General features: G+C 55.7%; 22 protein-coding genes. 9 read left to right on the plus strand and 13 right to left on the minus strand.

Annotated features, from left to right (window positions below; genetic code table 11):
- Positions 1–57 precede the first annotated feature (57 nt).
- Positions 58–903: an alpha/beta hydrolase family protein gene (locus tag CQ011_RS16160; protein WP_105678721.1), complete on the plus strand. Its 846-nt coding sequence runs from the start codon at positions 58–60 to the stop codon at positions 901–903.
- A gap of 197 nt (positions 904–1,100) precedes the next feature.
- On the opposite strand, the gene CQ011_RS16165 is transcribed toward CQ011_RS16160, so the two are convergent.
- Positions 1,101–1,658, minus strand: a complete 558-nt coding sequence (locus CQ011_RS16165; RefSeq protein WP_105678722.1) for a GNAT family N-acetyltransferase — start codon at positions 1,656–1,658, stop codon at positions 1,101–1,103.
- A 243-nt stretch (positions 1,659–1,901) separates the two neighbouring features.
- Here CQ011_RS16165 and CQ011_RS16170 point away from each other — a divergent pair, with 243 nt between their 5' ends.
- Positions 1,902–2,570: a DUF3887 domain-containing protein gene (locus CQ011_RS16170; protein ID WP_105678723.1), complete on the plus strand. Its 669-nt coding sequence runs from the start codon at positions 1,902–1,904 to the stop codon at positions 2,568–2,570.
- Between the two features lie 84 nt (positions 2,571–2,654).
- Complete coding sequence (locus CQ011_RS17905) at positions 2,655–2,822, plus strand: hypothetical protein (protein WP_181148164.1); 168 nt, start codon at positions 2,655–2,657, stop codon at positions 2,820–2,822.
- 87 nt (positions 2,823–2,909) lie between these two features.
- Here the strand turns inward: CQ011_RS17905 and CQ011_RS18110 are convergent, their stop codons facing one another.
- The 3 genes from CQ011_RS18110 to CQ011_RS16185 form a co-directional block, all read right to left on the minus strand.
- Positions 2,910–3,446 carry a hypothetical protein gene (locus tag CQ011_RS18110; RefSeq protein ID WP_286161237.1) on the minus strand — a complete coding sequence of 179 codons (537 nt, stop codon included), beginning with the start codon at positions 3,444–3,446 and terminating at the stop codon, positions 2,910–2,912.
- Positions 3,410–3,865, minus strand: a complete 456-nt coding sequence (locus tag CQ011_RS16180; RefSeq protein WP_105678724.1) for a prevent-host-death protein — start codon at positions 3,863–3,865, stop codon at positions 3,410–3,412. The genes CQ011_RS18110 and CQ011_RS16180 overlap by 37 nt, the downstream gene beginning before the upstream one ends.
- Before the next feature lie 98 nt (positions 3,866–3,963).
- Positions 3,964–4,551, minus strand: a complete 588-nt coding sequence (locus CQ011_RS16185) for an HAD-IA family hydrolase (RefSeq protein WP_105678725.1) — start codon at positions 4,549–4,551, stop codon at positions 3,964–3,966.
- On the opposite strand from CQ011_RS16185, the gene CQ011_RS18160 reads away from it, so the two are divergent.
- Positions 4,492–5,001, plus strand: coding sequence for a nuclear transport factor 2 family protein (locus CQ011_RS18160; RefSeq protein ID WP_146112649.1), 510 nt, complete (start codon positions 4,492–4,494; stop codon positions 4,999–5,001). The two genes, CQ011_RS16185 and CQ011_RS18160, sit on opposite strands and share 60 nt — an antisense overlap.
- Positions 5,002–5,889: 888 nt before the next feature.
- Here the strand turns inward: CQ011_RS18160 and CQ011_RS16195 are convergent.
- Together CQ011_RS16195 and CQ011_RS16200 are read right to left on the minus strand one after the other, a co-directional pair.
- Positions 5,890–6,720 carry an aldo/keto reductase gene (locus CQ011_RS16195; RefSeq protein WP_105678727.1) on the minus strand — a complete coding sequence of 277 codons (831 nt, stop codon included), beginning with the start codon at positions 6,718–6,720 and terminating at the stop codon, positions 5,890–5,892.
- A gap of 45 nt (positions 6,721–6,765) precedes the next feature.
- Positions 6,766–7,944, minus strand: a complete 1,179-nt coding sequence (locus CQ011_RS16200; protein ID WP_105678728.1) for an MFS transporter — start codon at positions 7,942–7,944, stop codon at positions 6,766–6,768.
- Positions 7,945–8,058: 114 nt separating this feature from the next.
- Between CQ011_RS16200 and CQ011_RS16205 the strand changes: the two genes are divergently transcribed.
- Positions 8,059–8,505, plus strand: coding sequence for a MarR family winged helix-turn-helix transcriptional regulator (locus CQ011_RS16205; protein WP_105678729.1), 447 nt, complete (start codon positions 8,059–8,061; stop codon positions 8,503–8,505).
- Positions 8,506–8,536: 31 nt separating this feature from the next.
- The gene (locus CQ011_RS16210) at positions 8,537–9,217 is read left to right on the plus strand and encodes an HAD family hydrolase (RefSeq protein WP_286161238.1); all 681 of its coding nucleotides are present in this window, start codon (positions 8,537–8,539) and stop codon (positions 9,215–9,217) included.
- Between the two features lie 7 nt (positions 9,218–9,224).
- On the opposite strand, the gene CQ011_RS16215 is transcribed toward CQ011_RS16210, so the two are convergent.
- The gene (locus CQ011_RS16215; RefSeq protein WP_105678731.1) at positions 9,225–9,851 is read right to left on the minus strand and encodes a maleylpyruvate isomerase N-terminal domain-containing protein; all 627 of its coding nucleotides are present in this window, start codon (positions 9,849–9,851) and stop codon (positions 9,225–9,227) included.
- 80 nt (positions 9,852–9,931) lie between these two features.
- Positions 9,932–10,867, minus strand: a complete 936-nt coding sequence (locus tag CQ011_RS16220) for an aminoglycoside phosphotransferase family protein (RefSeq protein ID WP_105678732.1) — start codon at positions 10,865–10,867, stop codon at positions 9,932–9,934.
- 64 nt (positions 10,868–10,931) lie between these two features.
- On the opposite strand from CQ011_RS16220, the gene CQ011_RS16225 reads away from it, so the two are divergent.
- Positions 10,932–11,405, plus strand: coding sequence for a mycothiol transferase (locus CQ011_RS16225; RefSeq protein WP_105678733.1), 474 nt, complete (start codon positions 10,932–10,934; stop codon positions 11,403–11,405).
- 488 nt (positions 11,406–11,893) lie between these two features.
- On the opposite strand, the gene CQ011_RS16235 is transcribed toward CQ011_RS16225, so the two are convergent.
- Entirely contained in the window at positions 11,894–12,142 is a 249-nt protein-coding gene (locus CQ011_RS16235) for a hypothetical protein (protein WP_105678735.1), read from the minus strand.
- Positions 12,143–12,434: 292 nt separating this feature from the next.
- Between CQ011_RS16235 and CQ011_RS16240 the strand changes: the two genes are divergently transcribed.
- Together CQ011_RS16240 and CQ011_RS16245 are read left to right on the plus strand one after the other, a co-directional pair.
- Entirely contained in the window at positions 12,435–12,683 is a 249-nt protein-coding gene (locus CQ011_RS16240) for a type II toxin-antitoxin system Phd/YefM family antitoxin (protein ID WP_105678736.1), read from the plus strand.
- On the plus strand, positions 12,680–12,946 hold the full coding sequence (locus tag CQ011_RS16245) for a Txe/YoeB family addiction module toxin (RefSeq protein WP_105678737.1): 267 nt from the start codon (positions 12,680–12,682) through the stop codon (positions 12,944–12,946). The genes CQ011_RS16240 and CQ011_RS16245 overlap by 4 nt, the downstream gene beginning before the upstream one ends.
- A 102-nt stretch (positions 12,947–13,048) precedes the next feature.
- Here CQ011_RS16245 and gatB read toward each other — a convergent pair whose 3' ends face one another.
- The 4 genes from gatB to CQ011_RS16265 all read right to left on the minus strand — a co-directional run bounded on the left by gatB (position 13,049) and on the right by CQ011_RS16265 (position 17,044).
- Positions 13,049–14,557, minus strand: a complete 1,509-nt coding sequence (gatB, locus tag CQ011_RS16250) for an Asp-tRNA(Asn)/Glu-tRNA(Gln) amidotransferase subunit GatB (protein WP_105678738.1) — start codon at positions 14,555–14,557, stop codon at positions 13,049–13,051.
- A 9-nt stretch (positions 14,558–14,566) separates the two neighbouring features.
- Positions 14,567–16,120: an Asp-tRNA(Asn)/Glu-tRNA(Gln) amidotransferase subunit GatA gene (gene gatA / locus CQ011_RS16255; protein ID WP_105678739.1), complete on the minus strand. Its 1,554-nt coding sequence runs from the start codon at positions 16,118–16,120 to the stop codon at positions 14,567–14,569.
- Positions 16,110–16,406, minus strand: a complete 297-nt coding sequence (gene gatC, locus CQ011_RS16260) for an Asp-tRNA(Asn)/Glu-tRNA(Gln) amidotransferase subunit GatC (protein WP_096256691.1) — start codon at positions 16,404–16,406, stop codon at positions 16,110–16,112. The genes gatA and gatC overlap by 11 nt, the downstream gene beginning before the upstream one ends.
- 86 nt (positions 16,407–16,492) lie before the next feature.
- The gene (locus CQ011_RS16265; RefSeq protein ID WP_105678740.1) at positions 16,493–17,044 is read right to left on the minus strand and encodes a maltokinase N-terminal cap-like domain-containing protein; all 552 of its coding nucleotides are present in this window, start codon (positions 17,042–17,044) and stop codon (positions 16,493–16,495) included.
- Positions 17,045–17,083 lie beyond the last annotated feature (39 nt).

The raw sequence follows: 17,083 nt of genomic DNA on the forward strand, positions 1-17,083 counted from the left end.
GGCCGCGTTAATCCGCCTTTCGGACATTTCCGAAAGCGGAAGCGCTAGGCTGTTGAAATGAACCCCGAGACGACGCTGCTTCGAGATCGCTCACGCCCAAACTGGGCCAAACCGACCGAACCTCGTGAGCTACAAGCACGCATTTGGCCGGTGAATGGGGCTAAACCCGCGCCCGTTGTCGTACTTTCACACGGCACAGGCGGCGCGGGAGAAGACCTAGACTGGCTCGCCAGCCCCCTTAACGACAAGGGATTTCTCGTAGCGTCGGTCGACCATCCAGGTAACAGCTACAACGACGAGTACCTCGTCGAAGGGTTTTCCTTCGCGTGGGAACGTGCACTGGATATCAGTCTCCTTCTCGACTACCTTGTGGCGGAGCATGACATCGATGTCCACCGCATCGGGGCGGCAGGATTCTCGTTCGGTGGCTATACCGTCGCAGCGTTGCTCGGCGGCAGGATTGATGTAAACATCTTGGACGCGATGTTCCGCGGATTTATCCCCGCGCCTGAGGTGCCGGAGTTCCCCGACTTGATCAAGACGTTACGGAGCAAGTACTCCGATGCCGAGTTAACATCGTTGGCGGAATCCGGTGCGCGATCGATGACCGACCCACGCGTGCGGGCCGGACTCCTTCTGGCACCCGCTATCGGCAGACTCTTGGCCCCCGAGTCCTTGCAGCAAATATCTGCCCCGGTAATGGTGCGCTGGGGCGACGACGACAGCAATACACCACCAGAGGACAATGCACACCTTTATCAGGAACTCATTCCTCACGCTCACGGAATGAGCCTTGGCTCGGACGTCGGACACTATGTTTTTCTCGGTGACAGAGAGGACCCCACCGGCTTGCGGCCACAGGTCGCAACCGAGACCGTCAAGTTCTTCGCGTCCCAACTCTAAATAACTCCCCCGCACGCTGGCAACCACCAAGCGGGATCTAATTAGGGGCTTCGCGCGTAGGTCTCGTGGCATGGGTTCGGCTGTGCCGCGATAGGTTCCCCTTTCGGCACTGATCGAATCGCTTTCAATAACCGCGATGTATTCACTAAGACAGCAAACGCGGATCACAACTTCACAAAAACGTCAGCACTTCAGGGTTACGGCGCGCTTCTTAACTTCTCCCACTCTTTCTTAGTGATGACGTAATCGACATTTCCCTGTTCCGACTCTGGGATTGAACTGATTTGCCCTACATCACGCGTCCGCAGATGACTCATGCCCAAGCGACTCAGGACGGCTCTAGAACCTTCGTTGATGGTCATCGTCTCAGCAAAGATTTGCGTAAGACTCAATTCGTCAAAACCATAAGCCAGCAGTGCCTTGGCCCCCTCAGAAGCAAAGCCTTGCCGCCAGAAATCGGGAGAAAGTCGGTATCCGATCTCGGCTTGTCCGCGTTCGTCGTTGCCCGCTGGAGCTAGGAGCCACCATCCAACGAATTGAGTTCCAACAAATCCTGTCCAGTATCCGAGGCCATCTCGTGCAGATTTGAGCCGTCCATTGTGGTGCTTTTCCACTTCAGCACGTTCTCTTGCTACTCCGTTTCCGAGAAAACGCATGACCTCTGGCCTGGCGTCTAGTGCAATTTCATGTTCAAGGTGGTCATCGTTCATCGGTACGAGAGTTAGTCTCGGTGCCTGAATTGTGCTCTGCATCATGCTCTGACTATTTCAAGAGATGCCCTTGGACACCAAATACTGTTCGGACACATGATCCTAATTTCAGCCGTGGAGGGGAAGTAGTCAGTGATCCGCTCCGATCTGTCGCGGATGCTCCACAGAACGTTCCTCTTACGGACCTGCTTGCGGGACGGTTCGAGAACGATTTGATCCACATGCATATCAGCACGTGATTTGTCATAACATGGTTGACATTTCTCATTCCTGCGTTAGGTTTGAACAATGACAGGACGAACGAATTCTCCACTTGAACGGCTTGCTGCGCTCCTTGAAGACGCCTCAAATCTCGGAACAGTACCAACCACCCCGGCTGGTGCGCTGAACGCTGTCGAAATCGGTAACCATATCGAGCGGGCAGCTCGAGCGCATTTAGAGGAATCCGTTGCGGTAGCGAGGGCACGGGGCGTGTCATGGCAGGACATCGGAAATGCCTTCGGGATTACCCGACAGGCGGCGTTCAAGCGGTTCGGAACAGTATCAACAGCAACGCCAGAGGAAGGAACCGTAGGCAACCCAATCATCGATCTCACCTCGCGAACCGAAGAAATCTTTGAGTGTCTCAGTAACGGTGATTACGGCTCTGTGAAGTCCATGATGACCTTCACCTGCTCTCGAGCCCTGACGAAGAAGAAAGTAATGGGCGTCTGGGATCAAGTCGTTGTAGACAGCGGCCGGTTCAAATCTTGCTCCAATACCACCATTCAAACCGCCGATGGAGCAAATGTCATTGCACAGAAACTGAACCAGTATCTTGCTGGCGGACTGACAGTCCAGACCCAGCTCAACCACGAAGCAGGTGAATGGATCGGGCGAATTGCCTACAACGGCGCCGGAAAAATAACCGGAATCTTGATCGTACCGCCACTACAGACGGGCAACTTGCCCTTCTAACTGGGCCCAAGAACGTTCACGGCACAACTTGGCAACGCCAAGGCTTCCCCTACTCACTATTCCCATCACAAACAGAGGCTTCCAATGGAAAAGATAGTCAACGTTGCATGCACCCTGCTCACATTTGTAGTGCTTTTCGCTGCTTTGGGTGCGTGGGAACTCGACGATTCAGTGCGTTTTATTTGGGCGGCCCTGTTTGCTGGAGCCTTTGGCTACATCTTCTTCGGGACAAGCAAGAAATCTGAAAAATGAGTCACATCTGCTGGGATTCCACCCCCGGCTGCTGACTGATGATGCCATCACTCCACGTGACGATTGGCTTTCCGTAGAGGGTTCCGTTTACGGAACGCTTAGACTTCGTAGGTTCGTTACTCTCATGCCTAGCGACGGGTCCCCACTAAAAAGACTTTGGGCGCGCACTTCAGCCCGACTGCCGTGCACTAGGTAGTCGGGCGAGAGCAGTACTTCCTTCAGACGATCCTCGCTCCGCCAGTTCCTATTTGGTCTCGTTGGGATGCTTGGTATGGACCTGCTCCAGATACGCCACTGCGCCCTCGCGTAGAACCAGATGCGAGCGTCGCCTTTGAGTGTTGGCTTGTGCTGCCACCGCTCATGAGTGGAGCCATTACGGGTCACGATGCCGTGCTCACCACGTAAATGATAGTTGGTCGGCGTGACAGCCAGAGGCGTTTTCGTCAGAAAATCCCAGGCATCGACCAAGGGACCCTTAATCGTGGCCTTTAGATTCATCCAGCCGCGCTGCGCGTGGGCGGAAGCAAAGCGAATCTCGTATTCTGACTTCTTAGTCGGCCGCTCGACCTTCAGGTTCTTTGCCACCCTTAGGGCCGCTCGACGATCATGGGGTCGTCGAGCCATTCCACCGGTTCCTGGCCGAGGCCGGCGGCGATGGCCGTCGCGGTTTCGCGCCACGCTGTGAGTTCGGCAATCGCCAGGTGGGGCTGGTTAGTGGCGAACGAAGCACGCGCCGCAGACAAAATATCGTTGGCGCAAGCTTGCTGGTCAGCCAGGCTCAGCGCCAGCATCCAAGGGAACCTGTCGATCATGCGAGAGACGAAAGTTCCGTCAGTGCTCGTTGAAACTGCAACCAGCTGGGCCGCAAGTTCCAGTAGGGCAGTGCGCGCTCGATCTGCACTGTTGGACATGAGCACTAGAGATTCGCCGTCACGTCGGGTGACCTCAACAGGATGATCCGAGGCAGCTGCGAAGACCTCGGCGGAGGAACGGCTCAATTCAGAAGACTGAAGCGTGGTCCGCGAACGGTCGAGTAGGCTCATGCCTCAAGTCTAATTCAGAACGTATTCAGAAGCCCTTCGGCTTCTTGTTCCTCAGGTCTCAAACAGTCCCGCATACCCTTCGATTTACGGGCGCTCAACTACAAAACGCCCGCATTGGTTAGTGCCTCACGCAGAAGTTCAACACCTTGAAAATGATGGGTCACGAAACCTAGCTCGTCGGCACCGGAAAGTTTTGACAGGGAATCGTCTGTAAAAAAGACCTCTGGCCCCTTGAGATCAAGAGCATCAAGAACATGTCGAAATATGCGTTGATCCGGTTTGATGTAGCCGACAAAAGCGGAGTTGAATACGCGGTCGATATGCTTCCTGATGCCCTGAGCTATTAATTCGTCCGGGATGGTGTCTGTACCGTTAGTCAAGATTGCGACTGTGATTCCACGGTTTCGCAGAATATCCGTAAGTTGCAGGACTGACTGGTCGAGCTGGGGTATTTGTTCTCCCCATTCATTTGCCGCGTCGCCGGAACCAACAATCTGTCCTATTTGGCAGATCCATTGCTCACGTGAGATGAGACCGGTTGTAGCTTCGGTCAGAAGTGGCTGGGAGAACGCGGTGGCATCGAGGATACCGTTTTCGAGATGGTGACGATATTCAATTCCGTCTGAATGGCCGGACGGGAAGTGGCGAATGACGCCGTCAAGGTCAAAAACTACTGCTCGAATCATGCTCACATCCTGCCAAATGTTCGGATTCCTACAAAACTGGAAATTACAGTCCCAGTCAGGGTTCGAATTACGGGACGTATTCAGAACTTCCCTAAATCGCAAGGATTCTACGGACATTATCGAAGATTTAGAACGAAGGAAGCTCGCGTGCTTGCCCATATCGCGCCAGATGCTGGCTATTGGTTCTCGGATGGATCTCACTACGGACGCGCGGAAATCCGAGTAGCTCGGCAGGATACGTCTGATGCGATCCAGAATGAGATTATTTCAATCCACGACTTGACTTGGGTAACTATGAGAACCGACATTACGGTCTGCCGATACCATTTTTCGTGGACCAGCTTAGGACAGGGTCAACCGCGATCTGGATCCGGAAGAGGAACCAACGTTCTAGTCAAGCACGAGTCTGGATGGTTTATAGAGCATGAAAAGCTGACCTCCGACGGATAAGCTCCCGTAGAACGTTCCCCTACGGTCGGCTCGGCCCGGTGTTGAAGACACTGGACAGAAATGCTGGGGACTTCGGAACGTGGTGGGAGGATACGATGAAATTCGTTAGGAGTTCCTTCTTGAAGCCCTATCCACGCGAAGTCAAAACATTATTGTGAGGTTCAAATGCCGTCTGAAATCCGTGCGAGATGCGCGTCTTGTAGGACTGCTTTACGCCCAGGAGACAATAACGCTTGGTTTGGACCAGCTGGATACGCGCTTTGCTCAAAATGCCGCTTTCAAGACGCTAGGTACGAAGCAAAGGACTCTCGATAAAGAAGATTGCACTCGAAGAAAAATTGGTGCAACTGTCTTGTACGACTTCCATCGACCTACTGAAACTGCAAATGAGGTTTGATTAAGAACTGCTCTATTGCTCCAGATGTTAGTGCGTCCATTTGCTACTACAAGGAACTGCACTGAAAAGTCATCCACGGTCTAAGAGGAATACAGGTCGATAGAGCGCTGGTATCCGCGGCGCAGGAGTCTAGGAGAAATGCTCGTGTCAGAACTTGGCCGTCGGCAACGGCTTGTACGGGTTCTGTCAGCTTGCGGGCGATGCTGGTAGAACTCGCGAGACAATTGACGTTGCAGGCCGATGTTTCGCTCTTAGTACTCTTCAAGAATCTGGTCGAACCAAGGACGGGCGAATCAATCAGGAAAATCTATACGGCTAAGCATTGTCGCGTGACCTCGAATTTCTTTAAGGCTGAATCGACTTCATCTGAATTGCAGGCAGCGCGCAAGAACAAAGAGTTCGCCGGTCACAATTCAATGGATCGGCCGAGCCAGGGATGCTGCCCGCAGCTGGCTTAGACTACGGGCAGCATCCTGGTCGGCATCATCAAATTAGCCGTTGAAGGTGTCCGGGTTTAGTCCGGTACGACCATCACGGTCTAGGGCATCAATGTTTGCCAGTTCGTCGCTGGTCAATTCGAAGCCGAATAGATCCAGGTTGGCGACGATTCGTGATTCGGTGACCGACTTCGGGATGATCACCCGGCCCTGCTGCAGGTGCCAGCGCAGGATAATCTGAGCAGCGGTCGCCTCGTGCGCCTCGGCAATACCGATGATGGTTTCATCGGTAAGCAATGCTCCCTGAGCCAGCGGGCTCCATGCTTCGGTGACGATGCCATGTTCGGTGTTCGCGGCAATGACTTCGCGGTTCTGCAGAGCGGGGTGCAGTTCCACCTGGTTCACGGCCGGAACGATGCTTCCCTCGGCAATCACCTTGTCCAGGTGCGCTGGCTGGAAGTTCGAAACGCCGATGGCGCGGATCTTCTTATCGGTGTACAACTTCTCCATCGCCTTCCAGGTCTCAACATACAGATCCTTGTCCGGGGCTGGCCAGTGAATCAGGAACAGATCGAGGTAGTCCAGACCCAGGCGCTGCAAGCTTGCCTCAAAAGCTACCAATGTCTGCTCGTACCCCATGTCACCGATCCAGACCTTGGAGGTAATGAATAGGTCTTCTCGGGCAATGCCGGACTGAGTCAGTGCTGCACCTACGCCTTCTTCGTTACCGTAGATTGCTGCGGTGTCGATGCTGCGATACCCGGCCTTCAATGCGGCACTGACTGCTGCGGTAGTTTCCTCGTTCGGAATCTGGAAGACACCGAAACCGATCTGTGGCATTTCAACGCCATTGTTCAGGGTGATGGTAGGAATTGCGGTAGTCATAACTAACTCCTTGAAATTGTTTGCGGTTATGGAAAATCTTTGAGCCTAGCTGGCCGGAATCAGGTTGGATACTTTGGCCGATTTCTTGGCCAGTGACATGGCGACCAAAACCAAGATCAATGCGGCGACCGTAATTGCGGCACCGATCCAAATCGGTGAGGTGTAGCCCAGTCCTGCTGCGATACCTAGGCCACCGGCCCACGCACCGAGTGCATTGCCCAGGTTGAAGGCGCCGATGTTGGCGCCTGAGGCCAAGGTTGGGGCCGATCCAGCGAACTGCATGATGCGGCTCTGTAGCCCTGGAACGGTACCGAAGCCGAAGCCACCCATGAGGAACAGGGCCACCACGGTGGCCACCGGGTTACTTGCCAGCGCACCGAAGGCGATCAAGACAACGAGCAAGGCGGCGATGAAGAATACCAAGGTGCGGTCGATGCTCTTGTCGGCCATGCGGCCACCGAGCCAGTTACCCACGAACAGGCCCACACCGAAGAGCATCAGCAACCATGGAACGCTGGACGCGTTGAATCCGGTGACCTCGGTCAGGGTGTATGCGATATAGGTGAAGGCGCCAAACATTCCACCGTACCCAAGGACGGTGACACCGAGGGAGAGCCAGACCTGCAGGGAGGTGAAGGCCCCGAGTTCTTTGCGCAGCGAGATACCCTCTGCCGCATGTTTGATGACTGGAACCAGTACGATGATGCCGATCAGGGCAATAACACCAATGCCGGAGATGGCCCAGAAGGTCGAGCGCCAGCCAGAATGCTGTCCAAGCAGGGTTCCGAAAGGAACGCCCAGGACGTTGGCGGCGGTCAGGCCGGTGAACATGATCGCGATGGCGCCAGCCTTCTTGTTGGCTGGAACCAAGTCAGCTGCGACGACCGCACCGATGCCGAAGAAGGCACCGTGACAGAGGGCGGCAATGACGCGGCCAATCATAGCCACCTCGTAGGTCGAGGCCATAGCAGTGAGCGAGTTGCCGAGAATGAAGAGAACCAGCAAACCGACTAGCACTGGTTTGCGTGGCAAGCGGACGGTGGCCGCGGTGAGGCCAAGGGCGCCGACCACAACACTGAGTGCATATCCGGAAATGAGCCAGCCAGCTGCGGCCTCGCTGACGGCGAAGTCGGTTGCCACGTCCGGCAACAGGCCCATGATGACAAATTCGGTAAGCCCGATGCCAAAGGCACCGATGGCCAACGCAATAAGACCCAGCGGCATAGCGTTACTCCTGATAGACTAGATAAATTAGTTGCACACGCTTGTTATTGCGCGATGAACACTATCGTTGCACACGCAACTAACCAGCGCAAGCAAGTACTTTTGGAGGAACCCATGGGAATCGCAGATGATGCTGTCGAAATCCGTGCTCATGGATGGCGTACATTGGCGTCATTGCACGGATTAATCGATGCCGCGCTAGAAAAAGACCTGACCGCCCAGGCCGGACTTTCTGTGGTCGAGTACACATTGCTAGACGCCCTAAACCGTCAGGACGGCTGGCATATGCGCATGGCGCAGCTTGCCCGTGCCACAGCCCTGAGCCCCAGCGCGACGACGCGCCTGGTGACCAGACTGGAAGATCGCAATCTACTCTCACGCGTGTTGTGCGCCGATGACCGTCGTGGGATCTATACCGAGCTCACCGCCAACGGCCACGAGCTGTATCAGAAGGCCAAGCCCATCCACGATGCCACGTTGGAACGTGTCTTGAGGCAGGCCGAGGAACAGCCTGAACTGGCGCCACTGGCCCGCATTCTTCACGAGTACTCTGCCGCTTAGCCGTTCACCATTCCCGCTGGAAGGCTCAAATTTGCCACGTCCACAATTCGCCGCCGTACTCTTTGATTGTGATGGCGTACTAGCCGATTCCGAGTCCATCACCAACGCAGTGCTCCGAGAGATGCTCATTGACTTGGGATGGAATATCAGCCAAGAAGGATGCATCAGCATCTTCATCGGCAAGTCCCTGAAAGATCAGTGGCCATGCATCCTCGCAAATACCGGATTCCGCATTGATGATCAGTGGATTGGCCAATTCAGGAATCGCAGGGACCTCGCACTGCGTTCAAGTTTGCAAGCGGTGCCGGGTTCAGTCGAAGCCGTCACACAAGTTGTGGAAAGCTACGGAACACAAATCGCTTGCGCTACTGGGGCTGACCGCGCCAAAGTGGAGATGCAGCTATCCCTCACGGGGCTCACGCAATTCTTTGGCGACCGTGTCTTCAGCGGCATGGAATGTCCACGCAGCAAGCCCGCGCCCGATGTGTATCTCACGGCAGCAGCTGCGCTGGGAGTCGAACCGGAACAGGCAGCAGTTATCGAAGACACGGTTGCGGGCGTTAGTGCTGGCGTCGCAGCAGGTGCAACGGTTTTCGGATATTGCCCCGGAGGCCCAATCAGCAGCACGCCGGAACAGTTATTTGAGGCCGGTGCCAGCCAGATCTTCACAAGCATGGAGCAGTTGCCCGGACTGCTAGTGCAAGGCTACTGACATTGGATTAGCCCCATGAATCCAACGCGAAATCCTGGCCCAAAGTACCCCGCCCGGCAAGCCATGCCACGAGTTCGCGGCGTGCTCCTGCGCCGTTCAATCGTTCGGGAACCGTGGCAAGCAAATTTTCAAGGTCCCAGCTTACATATTCGTCTGGCCACTGGCTAGACGTATAGCCAAGTCCCAAGTCCACCATGTGCATGTGGACTTCGCGTAGACGATGCGCAGGGCAAGCGCCTGCACCATAATGGCTACCTCCCATGAAGTCGGAGTTGGGCCAGCCGGCATCATCACTCTGCTGAAGGATTTTATCCAGCTGCGCAACGCTCGTTTCAAGGTCATGCACGATCTCAGAGACAGAACGTTGGGCTCCATCAGCTATTTCTTGGCGACGTTGCCCGGGGCCATTGGCATATTTGGGAACGTCCACCCCGCGCAGTGCACCATCCAACCGTCGGGCGTGGGCATCTGCATTTCGGGCCAAATGGGTGAGCACGTGACCAACACTCCAGCCAGGCAATTTGCTGTCTTGGTGTGCGGCGGTATCGTCCAGCAAGGCTACGTGATCCATTAACCGCGCATGCGCATCGAGGCATAGCCTGGCGGCAATGGCTGAATTCTTTTCAAGATCCATGGGGCCTTCCAGGTTAGCCTGCTTGCGGGCAGCGTATGAGGCCAGCTTAAGGCACTGCGGCAGCCGAGCATGCCATCGTTTCAGAAACCGCCGGTCGCGGCGGAATTGGAATCGGCAAACAGTATTCCCAATGCCTCTCGGCCAATTGCACCCAAAAGGTCATCGGGGCCGAGGTTAGCGGTCAACATTGCGAATCGCAGACCCCACCCACGAGAGCGTCGCCATATCGGACTTCCGGGTTCTACCCCGTATTGGTCGAACGCCTCCGAAATTATTGCAGGGCTGAAGTGCATCCAAAACATGCCAAGATCGCTTGCCGGGTCACCGGTACACAGATCTCCGAAATCAACCAGCGAAACAATGGCGTCTTGGCTGGCAGAGTCATTGATGATCGTGTTGTGCGGATGCGGGTCTCCATGCAGCCACACCGGTGCACCCTCGTGTGGCGCGGCGGAAACAGCATCTTCCCAGAGGGCAAGGGCAGGTTCTTGCAACGCGGGATCCAGCGCCGAAATCTGGTTGCGGGTCTTCATATCAAGCGCTGTCAGCGGCACCCCGCGGAATTCGCTGCGCGGTGCGGATGCTCCGGCCGGCTGGTGCAGCCGGTACAAGATCCGCGTGAATTGCTCTGCGTAGCCATCGCGCACAGTGCGGTTCACCGTTGCAGCACTGCGTCCCGGTATATAGGGGCAGATCGAGAAGGTGAATGGGTAGTGCGGCGCGGGTTCGCCAACGAAGATTGGCAAGGCAATGGGCAGGCCGGTCTCCGCGGCCAACTGTGGCAGCCAACGCCGTTCATTGTGCCCTATGGCCTCGCCCAATTCCCTGCGTGGCAGGCGCACCGCCAGTTCGGTACCCAGCCGGTACACCTCGTTATCCCAACCGGTGGCCAGGTAGAAGATTTCTTCGTTGGCCCACTGCGGGGCCTGGGTGTCCAGCAGCTGCTTGACCAATTCGGCGTTGATCTCCACTTCTGCGTGCGGCATTCCGGTGTGTCCCGAGGGGAAAGTGGTCATTGCTCAATGCTAGTGCACCCCGAAATGCCCCATATTGCCGACTAAATCCCTCTAGAATCGGTGCATGGACTCACCGTTTTCCAGCGAGCAAATTCTCGCAACACTCTTGCTAGAGAAATTTGATCAGCTCACCGAGGTTTTGGCGAGCATTCCGGAGGATCTGGTCAATAACGTCCTGCCAATGGCCGGTAGCAATTCGCCGGTGCAGTTGGTGGGGCATTGTTGCGGGGTGATGCGCCGTTGGTCCTCCACGGTCAACCTCGGCGTTGTAGTCCCCCGTGATCGTGAGGCCGAGTTTACCGCGGTTATGAACAAGGAATCTGCGCTGGAGCTGGCCAAGGAGACCAGGATCGCGTTCGCCAACGACCTGTCTCAAACCTCTATGCAGCAAGCCCCCGTTGCGGCCCCGCCGGGCAGGGAGCACGAATACTGGATGTCCACTTGTCAGGGTGTGCTCCTGCATGTGCTGGAGGAACTGTGCCAGCACCTAGGGCACATGGAAATCACGCGGGATTGCCTTACGCAACCTGCATCATGAAAATCGATTGGTGCAAGGCAGAACGTTGGTCTGCCAGTTACGCTGTTCGCGACTAGCGGGTTGGCGGCGCGCGGGAACTTTCCAGACGAACATGGCGCCCCATCAGGCAAGACCAAGATTACTGGCCGCCGCTGGATCACCGTCAGCACAACCTGCTCAATATCTTGGAGCTCCGGCTCCTGTGCGAAGACTGACTCTCACAATAGTTCCGGACGCCACGACTCACCGCCTCGAAATACTCATCACCAATCTGGCGCTCATGCTCTCCGCCGGCAGGTTGGGGACCATGGCCTCCGAAGCGGTGGTCTCTCGCTTCATGGTTCGGATCAAATCCATGCCAGAGGTCATTCGATTTTGGTTCAAGCCGCCTCGAAAAAACAGGGCACTGCTGGGAGTTACAAACGCGGGCATGGCTTCGCTAGCCACCCACCTTAGCTTCTTTGAAAATAGCAGCGCCATATGGTCTGAAATCTAAAAAAGCTGTGTCGCTACCGCGACTTATCGCGGGCAACAACATGGAGAGCAAAGCCAATGGCGGATAACGTTGCCCCAAAAGGCGCAAGCACCTGGGCGCCGATTGAGGTAACCAGTGCGAGTGGATAAGTTATCAGCCGTTCGCCAGGCCCAAGGCCGCCATACAGTCCAGCGAACATACCTGGCGCAAAGGTTGCAAAGGCTACGCCGACGATAGCAAATACAATCCCGATGAGAATAAGTCGCTTGTGAACTCTTTGCACTGCCGCTCCTCTAAACTGGCTGACCTTATTATTCAAACATATTAGATAAATTGGACATTCGCCAGCAGTTCCTGACGATCACACTTAAGCCGAGGAGTGCAACATGTTGGCCCTCGTGTTCAAATCCATTGTCAGATGCCTCAATGTCATTTCTGAAAACCCCGGTGCCTGAGCATCAACAAGACCATGCGCAATCGGATTGGGCATGTGGTTCACCTTTTTATGGGCAGTTAGGCATAATTCTTTGCACATCTCAGAGTGGTACCATATTAAGTACCACAAGGAGGTTGGTATGGCGATAACTGCCAGCGAAGCACGACGTGACCTATTCGGGCTGATTGAACGAGTCAATCTCGATCAGACCGAAGTTGAAATTATGTCAAAGCGCGGCTCTGCCGTTCTAATGTCAAAAGATGAATATGACTCCCTAATTGAAACCAGTTATCTACTGCGCTCCCCTAAAAATGCGCAGAGAATCCTGTCTGCGTTGGAGTCAGCTCGCGATGGTCAAGTCGTAGAGCATGACCTGATAAATCCGTGAGTATCCGAAGGCTCGCTTGGACTTCTGAGGGCTGGGAAGACTACCTTTACTGGCAGACTCAGGACCGCAAAACACTTAAGCGAATCAATATTCTCATTGAAGATATTCTTCGCGATAGCCCATTCGACGGAATCGGCAAACCAGAGCCACTGAAACATGTTCTGGCCGGTATTTGGTCCCGAAGGATCGATGAAGCGAATCGTCTGCTCTACATCGCGAATGATCAATATGTCACTATCATTCAGGCCCGCTATCACTACTGATACCGCTCGAATTTGAATCTCTAAATAATCCAACAAAGCGAGAACCCCGGATCACTGTAAAAGTAATCCGGGGTTCTCGCTTGTTCTAAAGAGGATCTAGCCTTAAAGGCCCAACTTCTCGATCACGATTTCGCGAACGCGACCTGCATCAGCTTGACCGCGGGTGGCCTTCATGACCGGTCCCATCAGCGCGCCGATAGCCTGCATCTTGCCGCCCTTGATCTTCTCGACCACATCAGGCATCGCAGCCATGGCATCATCCACGGCCTTGCCCAAGGCATCATCATCGTTGACCACTGCAAGCGAGCGCTTCTCAACGATTTCGCTTGGGGTACCTTCACCGTCAACCACGAATTCCAGCACCTGACGAGCGATCTTGTCATTGATCTTCTTCGCGGCGATCAACGAGTTCAACTCAACGATGGTTGCCGGAGCAACGCCCAGATCAGCAATTTCCTTGTCCGCGGCCTTGGCCAGACGAGCAATCTCGCCCATCCACCACTTGCGGGCTACCGCAGCAGAGGTACCAGCAGCAATGGTTGCTTCGATCTCGTCGAGAACTCCAGCATTGACCACGTCACGGAATTCCTTGTCCGCATAACTCCAGTCGGCCTTCAGACGCTTGCGACGATCTGCCGGCGGCTCGGGAAGACGGCTACGCAGTTCTTCAACCCATTCAGCGGTGGTGACGATTGGCACCAGATCCGGCTCCGGGAAGTAACGGTAGTCATCAGCGTCCGACTTCGGACGTCCCGAGGTAGTCGAGCGAGTGTCCTCGTGCCAGTGACGGGTTTCCTGAACAATCTTGGCACCAGAATCTAGCACCGCAGCGTGACGCTCAATCTCGAAGCGCACTGCATGCTCTACCGCGCGCAAGGAGTTCACGTTTTTCGTCTCGGTACGCGTACCGAACTTATCTGCGCCCTTAGGCATCAGCGAAACGTTCGCGTCACAACGCACGTTGCCGTGCTCCATTTTTGCTTCCGAAACACCAAGGTTCTTCACGATTTCGCGCACCGCCGCCACATAGGCCTTGGCCAGCTCGGGAGCGCGCTTGCCTGCACCCTCGATGGTCTTGGTGACGATCTCTACCAGTGGAACACCCGCACGGTTGTAGTCAACCAGCGAGTAGTCCGCACCCTGGATGCGTCCGGTGGACCCACCCATGTGGGTCAGCTTGCCGGCGTCTTCTTCCATATGCGCGCGTTCAATCTCAACGCGGAAGACTTCGCCATCCTCCAGCTCGACATCTAGGTAGCCGTCAAAGGCAATTGGATCATCGTACTGCGAGGTCTGGAAGTTCTTCGGGGTGTCCGGGTAGAAGTAGTTCTTCCGGGCGAAACCACACTTTTCAGCGATCTGGCAGTTCAACGCCAGACCGATCAAGATGGAGTATTCCACCGCGGTCTTGTTGACCACTGGCAGAACGCCTGGCAGGCCGAGGTCTACCGGGGTGACGTTGGTGTTCGGGGCGTCGCCGAAAGCGTTCGGGGCGTCCGAGAACATCTTGGTCTTGGTGTTTAGCTCTACGTGGACCTCAAAGCCGAGCACCGGATCATACTTTTCCAGTGCCTCGTCGAAGTCGACTAGTTCATCGGTGTAGTTAGACATATGCTCCCCTTAGGCCTTCGGCGCGATCGACGCGGAATCAATGGCAGGTGCCTGCGAGATCAGGGTGTGGCCCCAGCTCTTTTCCAACAGTGCTTCCAGTGCCGCACCGGCGCGGTACACGCGGGCGTCTTCGAAGGCAGGTGCCAAGAACTGGATACCCACTGGCAGGTCCTCAGACAATCCGCCAGGCACGGTGATGCCCGGGATGCCGGCGAGGTTAGCCGGGATGGTTGCCACGTCATTGAGGTACATGGCCAATGGATCGTTGTCATTCTCGCCTAGTTCGAAGGCGACGGTTGGTGCCGTTGGGGACACCAGTACGTCTGCTTGTTCAAACGCTGCGGCGAAGTCGCGCTGAATCAGCGTACGAACCTTCTGTGCCGAACCGTAGTAGGCGTCATAATAGCCTGCACTCAATGCATAGGTACCCAAGATGATGCGGCGCTTTACCTCATCGCCAAAACCTGCTGCACGGGTGGAACCCATGACGCGTTCAATGGTCATTGGACCGGATTCTGGCAGCACTCGTTTACCGAAGCGGACACCGTCAAACTTAGCCAAGTTGGAAGAGACTTCCGAAGGCATGATCAGGTAGTAAGCGCCCAGCGCGTACTTCAGGTTAGGGCAAGAAACCTCAACGATTTGTGCGCCCGCACCCTTGAGCAGTTCCAAAGATTCTTCGAAGCGTGCCTGCACGCCAGCTTGGTAGCCTTCACCCTGCAATTCTTTTACCACGCCAACGCGTAGACCCTTCAGATCTCCGGTGGCGCCAGCTTCCGCGGCAGCAACCAGACCTTCAAGAGTCTTTGGTAGCGAGGTTGAATCCTTCGGGTCGTGCCCGCCGATTAGTTCCTGCAGGTAAGCGGAGTCCAGCACGGTACGAGAGACCGGGCCGATCTGGTCCAGCGAGGAAGCCATGGCGATCGCACCATAGCGCGAAACACCGCCATAGGTTGGCTTCACACCCACGGTGCCGGTGACGGCGCCTGGTTGACGGATGGAACCACCGGTATCGGTGCCCAGCGCCAGAGGTGCCTCGAAGGAGGCAACTGCAGCGGCCGAGCCACCGCCGGAACCACCGGGGATACGGTTCAGGTTCCACGGGTTACGAGTCACACCGTAAGCGGAGTGCTCGGTGGACGAACCCATAGCAAATTCGTCCAAGTTGGTCTTACCCAACATTGGAAGCTTTGCCGCGCGGATCTTTTCAATGACGGTCGCGTCATATGGGCTCATCCAGCCTTCGAGCATCTTCGATGCTGCGGTGGTGGGCTGGCCCTTGGTGACGATCAGGTCCTTGATGGCAATCGGCACACCAGCAAGTGGGTGCAGGGCTTCGGCCTCGGCACCGCCAGCTGCGCGAATCGCGTCAACCTCGGCGGCTACGGCGAGCGCCTCTTCGGCGTTCACGTGTAGGAAGGCGTTCAGTGCACCATCAACTTCGGCGATACGGTCCAGGTGAGCCTGTACCGCTGCGACGGAAGTTACTTCACCAGCGCGCAGCTTTGCTGCCAGTGCGGTGGCGGAAAGACGAATCAAATCAGACACAGAATTATTCACCATCCAAAATTGCCGGGACCCTAAAGCGGTCCGAGTCCGAGTCAGGCGCGTTGAGCAGAACTTCATCGATGCTCAGCGTCTGCCCCACCACGTCTTCACGCAATACGTTGGTCAACGGGATTGGGTGGCTGGTGGCTGGGATATCGGAGGAGGCGACTTCGCTGACGGATGCGATGGCATCGACGATCACGCCGAGCTCACCGGTCATCTTATCCAGCTCTGCGCCGCTCATCTCGATGTGGGCCAATTGTGCCAGGTGCACAAGGTCCTCACGGCTGATGGCAGACATATATCTCCCTAAAGTGGGCGGATGGGTTTCACAGATAAGTCTATCCCTTGCCCGCACTCACCTAGGTCGATTTGGCCATCAAGCGGTTATGCTATGCGCAATACCAGACCGCTGAGCGGTTGGCCTAGCGCGTTTTCCCACGAACCGACCACGCCTTGCCCGGTTACTTCGCCGGCGACTGGGCGACGAATCACCTCAAGCTTGCCACTGACACCGTTACTTAAGACCCGGACATTTGAGTCTTCTTCAAAGGAATTATTCTGATGTTGCGGGACCGCACGGCCGGCAAGAAGTTCATTGAGCTGTTTAGTGAACACCGGGTCACCGGTAGCGTCATAGATGTAACGCAAGCCGAGAATCCCGTGATCGCTGGTGCCCACGAGATATGCTTCGGCGCCTTCCAGCGCTTCTGCTCGGTAGCTGAAGGGCACATGGTAAATCACCTCGGAACGATCGGCACGGTCTGCGACTAGGCGCAGTTCCATGCCCACTTCTCCGGCGGGATCCTCCAATCGGAAGCCACCGACGACCTGTAAGTCTGGTGCGCCCTGACCGTCGTAAAAATCCTGCGTCACCAGCCACTTGGCAAGCAACTCATTTTTCGAAGGATTCATGGAGGTGTTGTAGATAATGCCCATGGGCTCAGTCTGCCAAGCGCGCGCTGAGCACACAAGAGC

The organism is Arthrobacter sp. MYb213, assembly GCF_002979915.1.
Taxonomy (GTDB): domain Bacteria; phylum Actinomycetota; class Actinomycetes; order Actinomycetales; family Micrococcaceae; genus Glutamicibacter.

Bases quoted from the DNA above. Each gene is read 5' to 3' on its own strand.
- CQ011_RS16170 (WP_105678723.1), top strand. From the start codon at position 1,902: ATGACAGGACGAACGAATTCTCCACTTGAACGGCTTGCTGCGCTCCTT.
- CQ011_RS16180 (WP_105678724.1), bottom strand. From the start codon at position 3,865: ATGAGCCTACTCGACCGTTCGCGGACCACGCTTCAGTCTTCTGAATTG.
- CQ011_RS16195 (WP_105678727.1), bottom strand. From the start codon at position 6,720: ATGACTACCGCAATTCCTACCATCACCCTGAACAATGGCGTTGAAATG.
- CQ011_RS16165 (WP_105678722.1), bottom strand. From the start codon at position 1,658: ATGATGCAGAGCACAATTCAGGCACCGAGACTAACTCTCGTACCGATG.
- CQ011_RS16220 (WP_105678732.1), bottom strand. From the start codon at position 10,867: ATGACCACTTTCCCCTCGGGACACACCGGAATGCCGCACGCAGAAGTG.
- CQ011_RS16265 (WP_105678740.1), bottom strand. From the start codon at position 17,044: ATGGGCATTATCTACAACACCTCCATGAATCCTTCGAAAAATGAGTTG.
- CQ011_RS16215 (WP_105678731.1), bottom strand. From the start codon at position 9,851: ATGGATCTTGAAAAGAATTCAGCCATTGCCGCCAGGCTATGCCTCGAT.
- CQ011_RS16200 (WP_105678728.1), bottom strand. From the start codon at position 7,944: ATGCCGCTGGGTCTTATTGCGTTGGCCATCGGTGCCTTTGGCATCGGG.
- CQ011_RS16240 (WP_105678736.1), top strand. From the start codon at position 12,435: ATGGCGATAACTGCCAGCGAAGCACGACGTGACCTATTCGGGCTGATT.
- CQ011_RS16160 (WP_105678721.1), top strand. From the start codon at position 58: ATGAACCCCGAGACGACGCTGCTTCGAGATCGCTCACGCCCAAACTGG.
- CQ011_RS16225 (WP_105678733.1), top strand. From the start codon at position 10,932: ATGGACTCACCGTTTTCCAGCGAGCAAATTCTCGCAACACTCTTGCTA.
- CQ011_RS18160 (WP_146112649.1), top strand. From the start codon at position 4,492: ATGGCCGGACGGGAAGTGGCGAATGACGCCGTCAAGGTCAAAAACTAC.
- CQ011_RS16185 (WP_105678725.1), bottom strand. From the start codon at position 4,551: ATGATTCGAGCAGTAGTTTTTGACCTTGACGGCGTCATTCGCCACTTC.
- CQ011_RS18110 (WP_286161237.1), bottom strand. From the start codon at position 3,446: ATGGCTCGACGACCCCATGATCGTCGAGCGGCCCTAAGGGTGGCAAAG.
- CQ011_RS17905 (WP_181148164.1), top strand. From the start codon at position 2,655: ATGGAAAAGATAGTCAACGTTGCATGCACCCTGCTCACATTTGTAGTG.
- CQ011_RS16205 (WP_105678729.1), top strand. From the start codon at position 8,059: ATGGGAATCGCAGATGATGCTGTCGAAATCCGTGCTCATGGATGGCGT.
- gatB (WP_105678738.1), bottom strand. From the start codon at position 14,557: ATGTCTAACTACACCGATGAACTAGTCGACTTCGACGAGGCACTGGAA.
- gatA (WP_105678739.1), bottom strand. From the start codon at position 16,120: ATGGTGAATAATTCTGTGTCTGATTTGATTCGTCTTTCCGCCACCGCA.
- gatC (WP_096256691.1), bottom strand. From the start codon at position 16,406: ATGTCTGCCATCAGCCGTGAGGACCTTGTGCACCTGGCACAATTGGCC.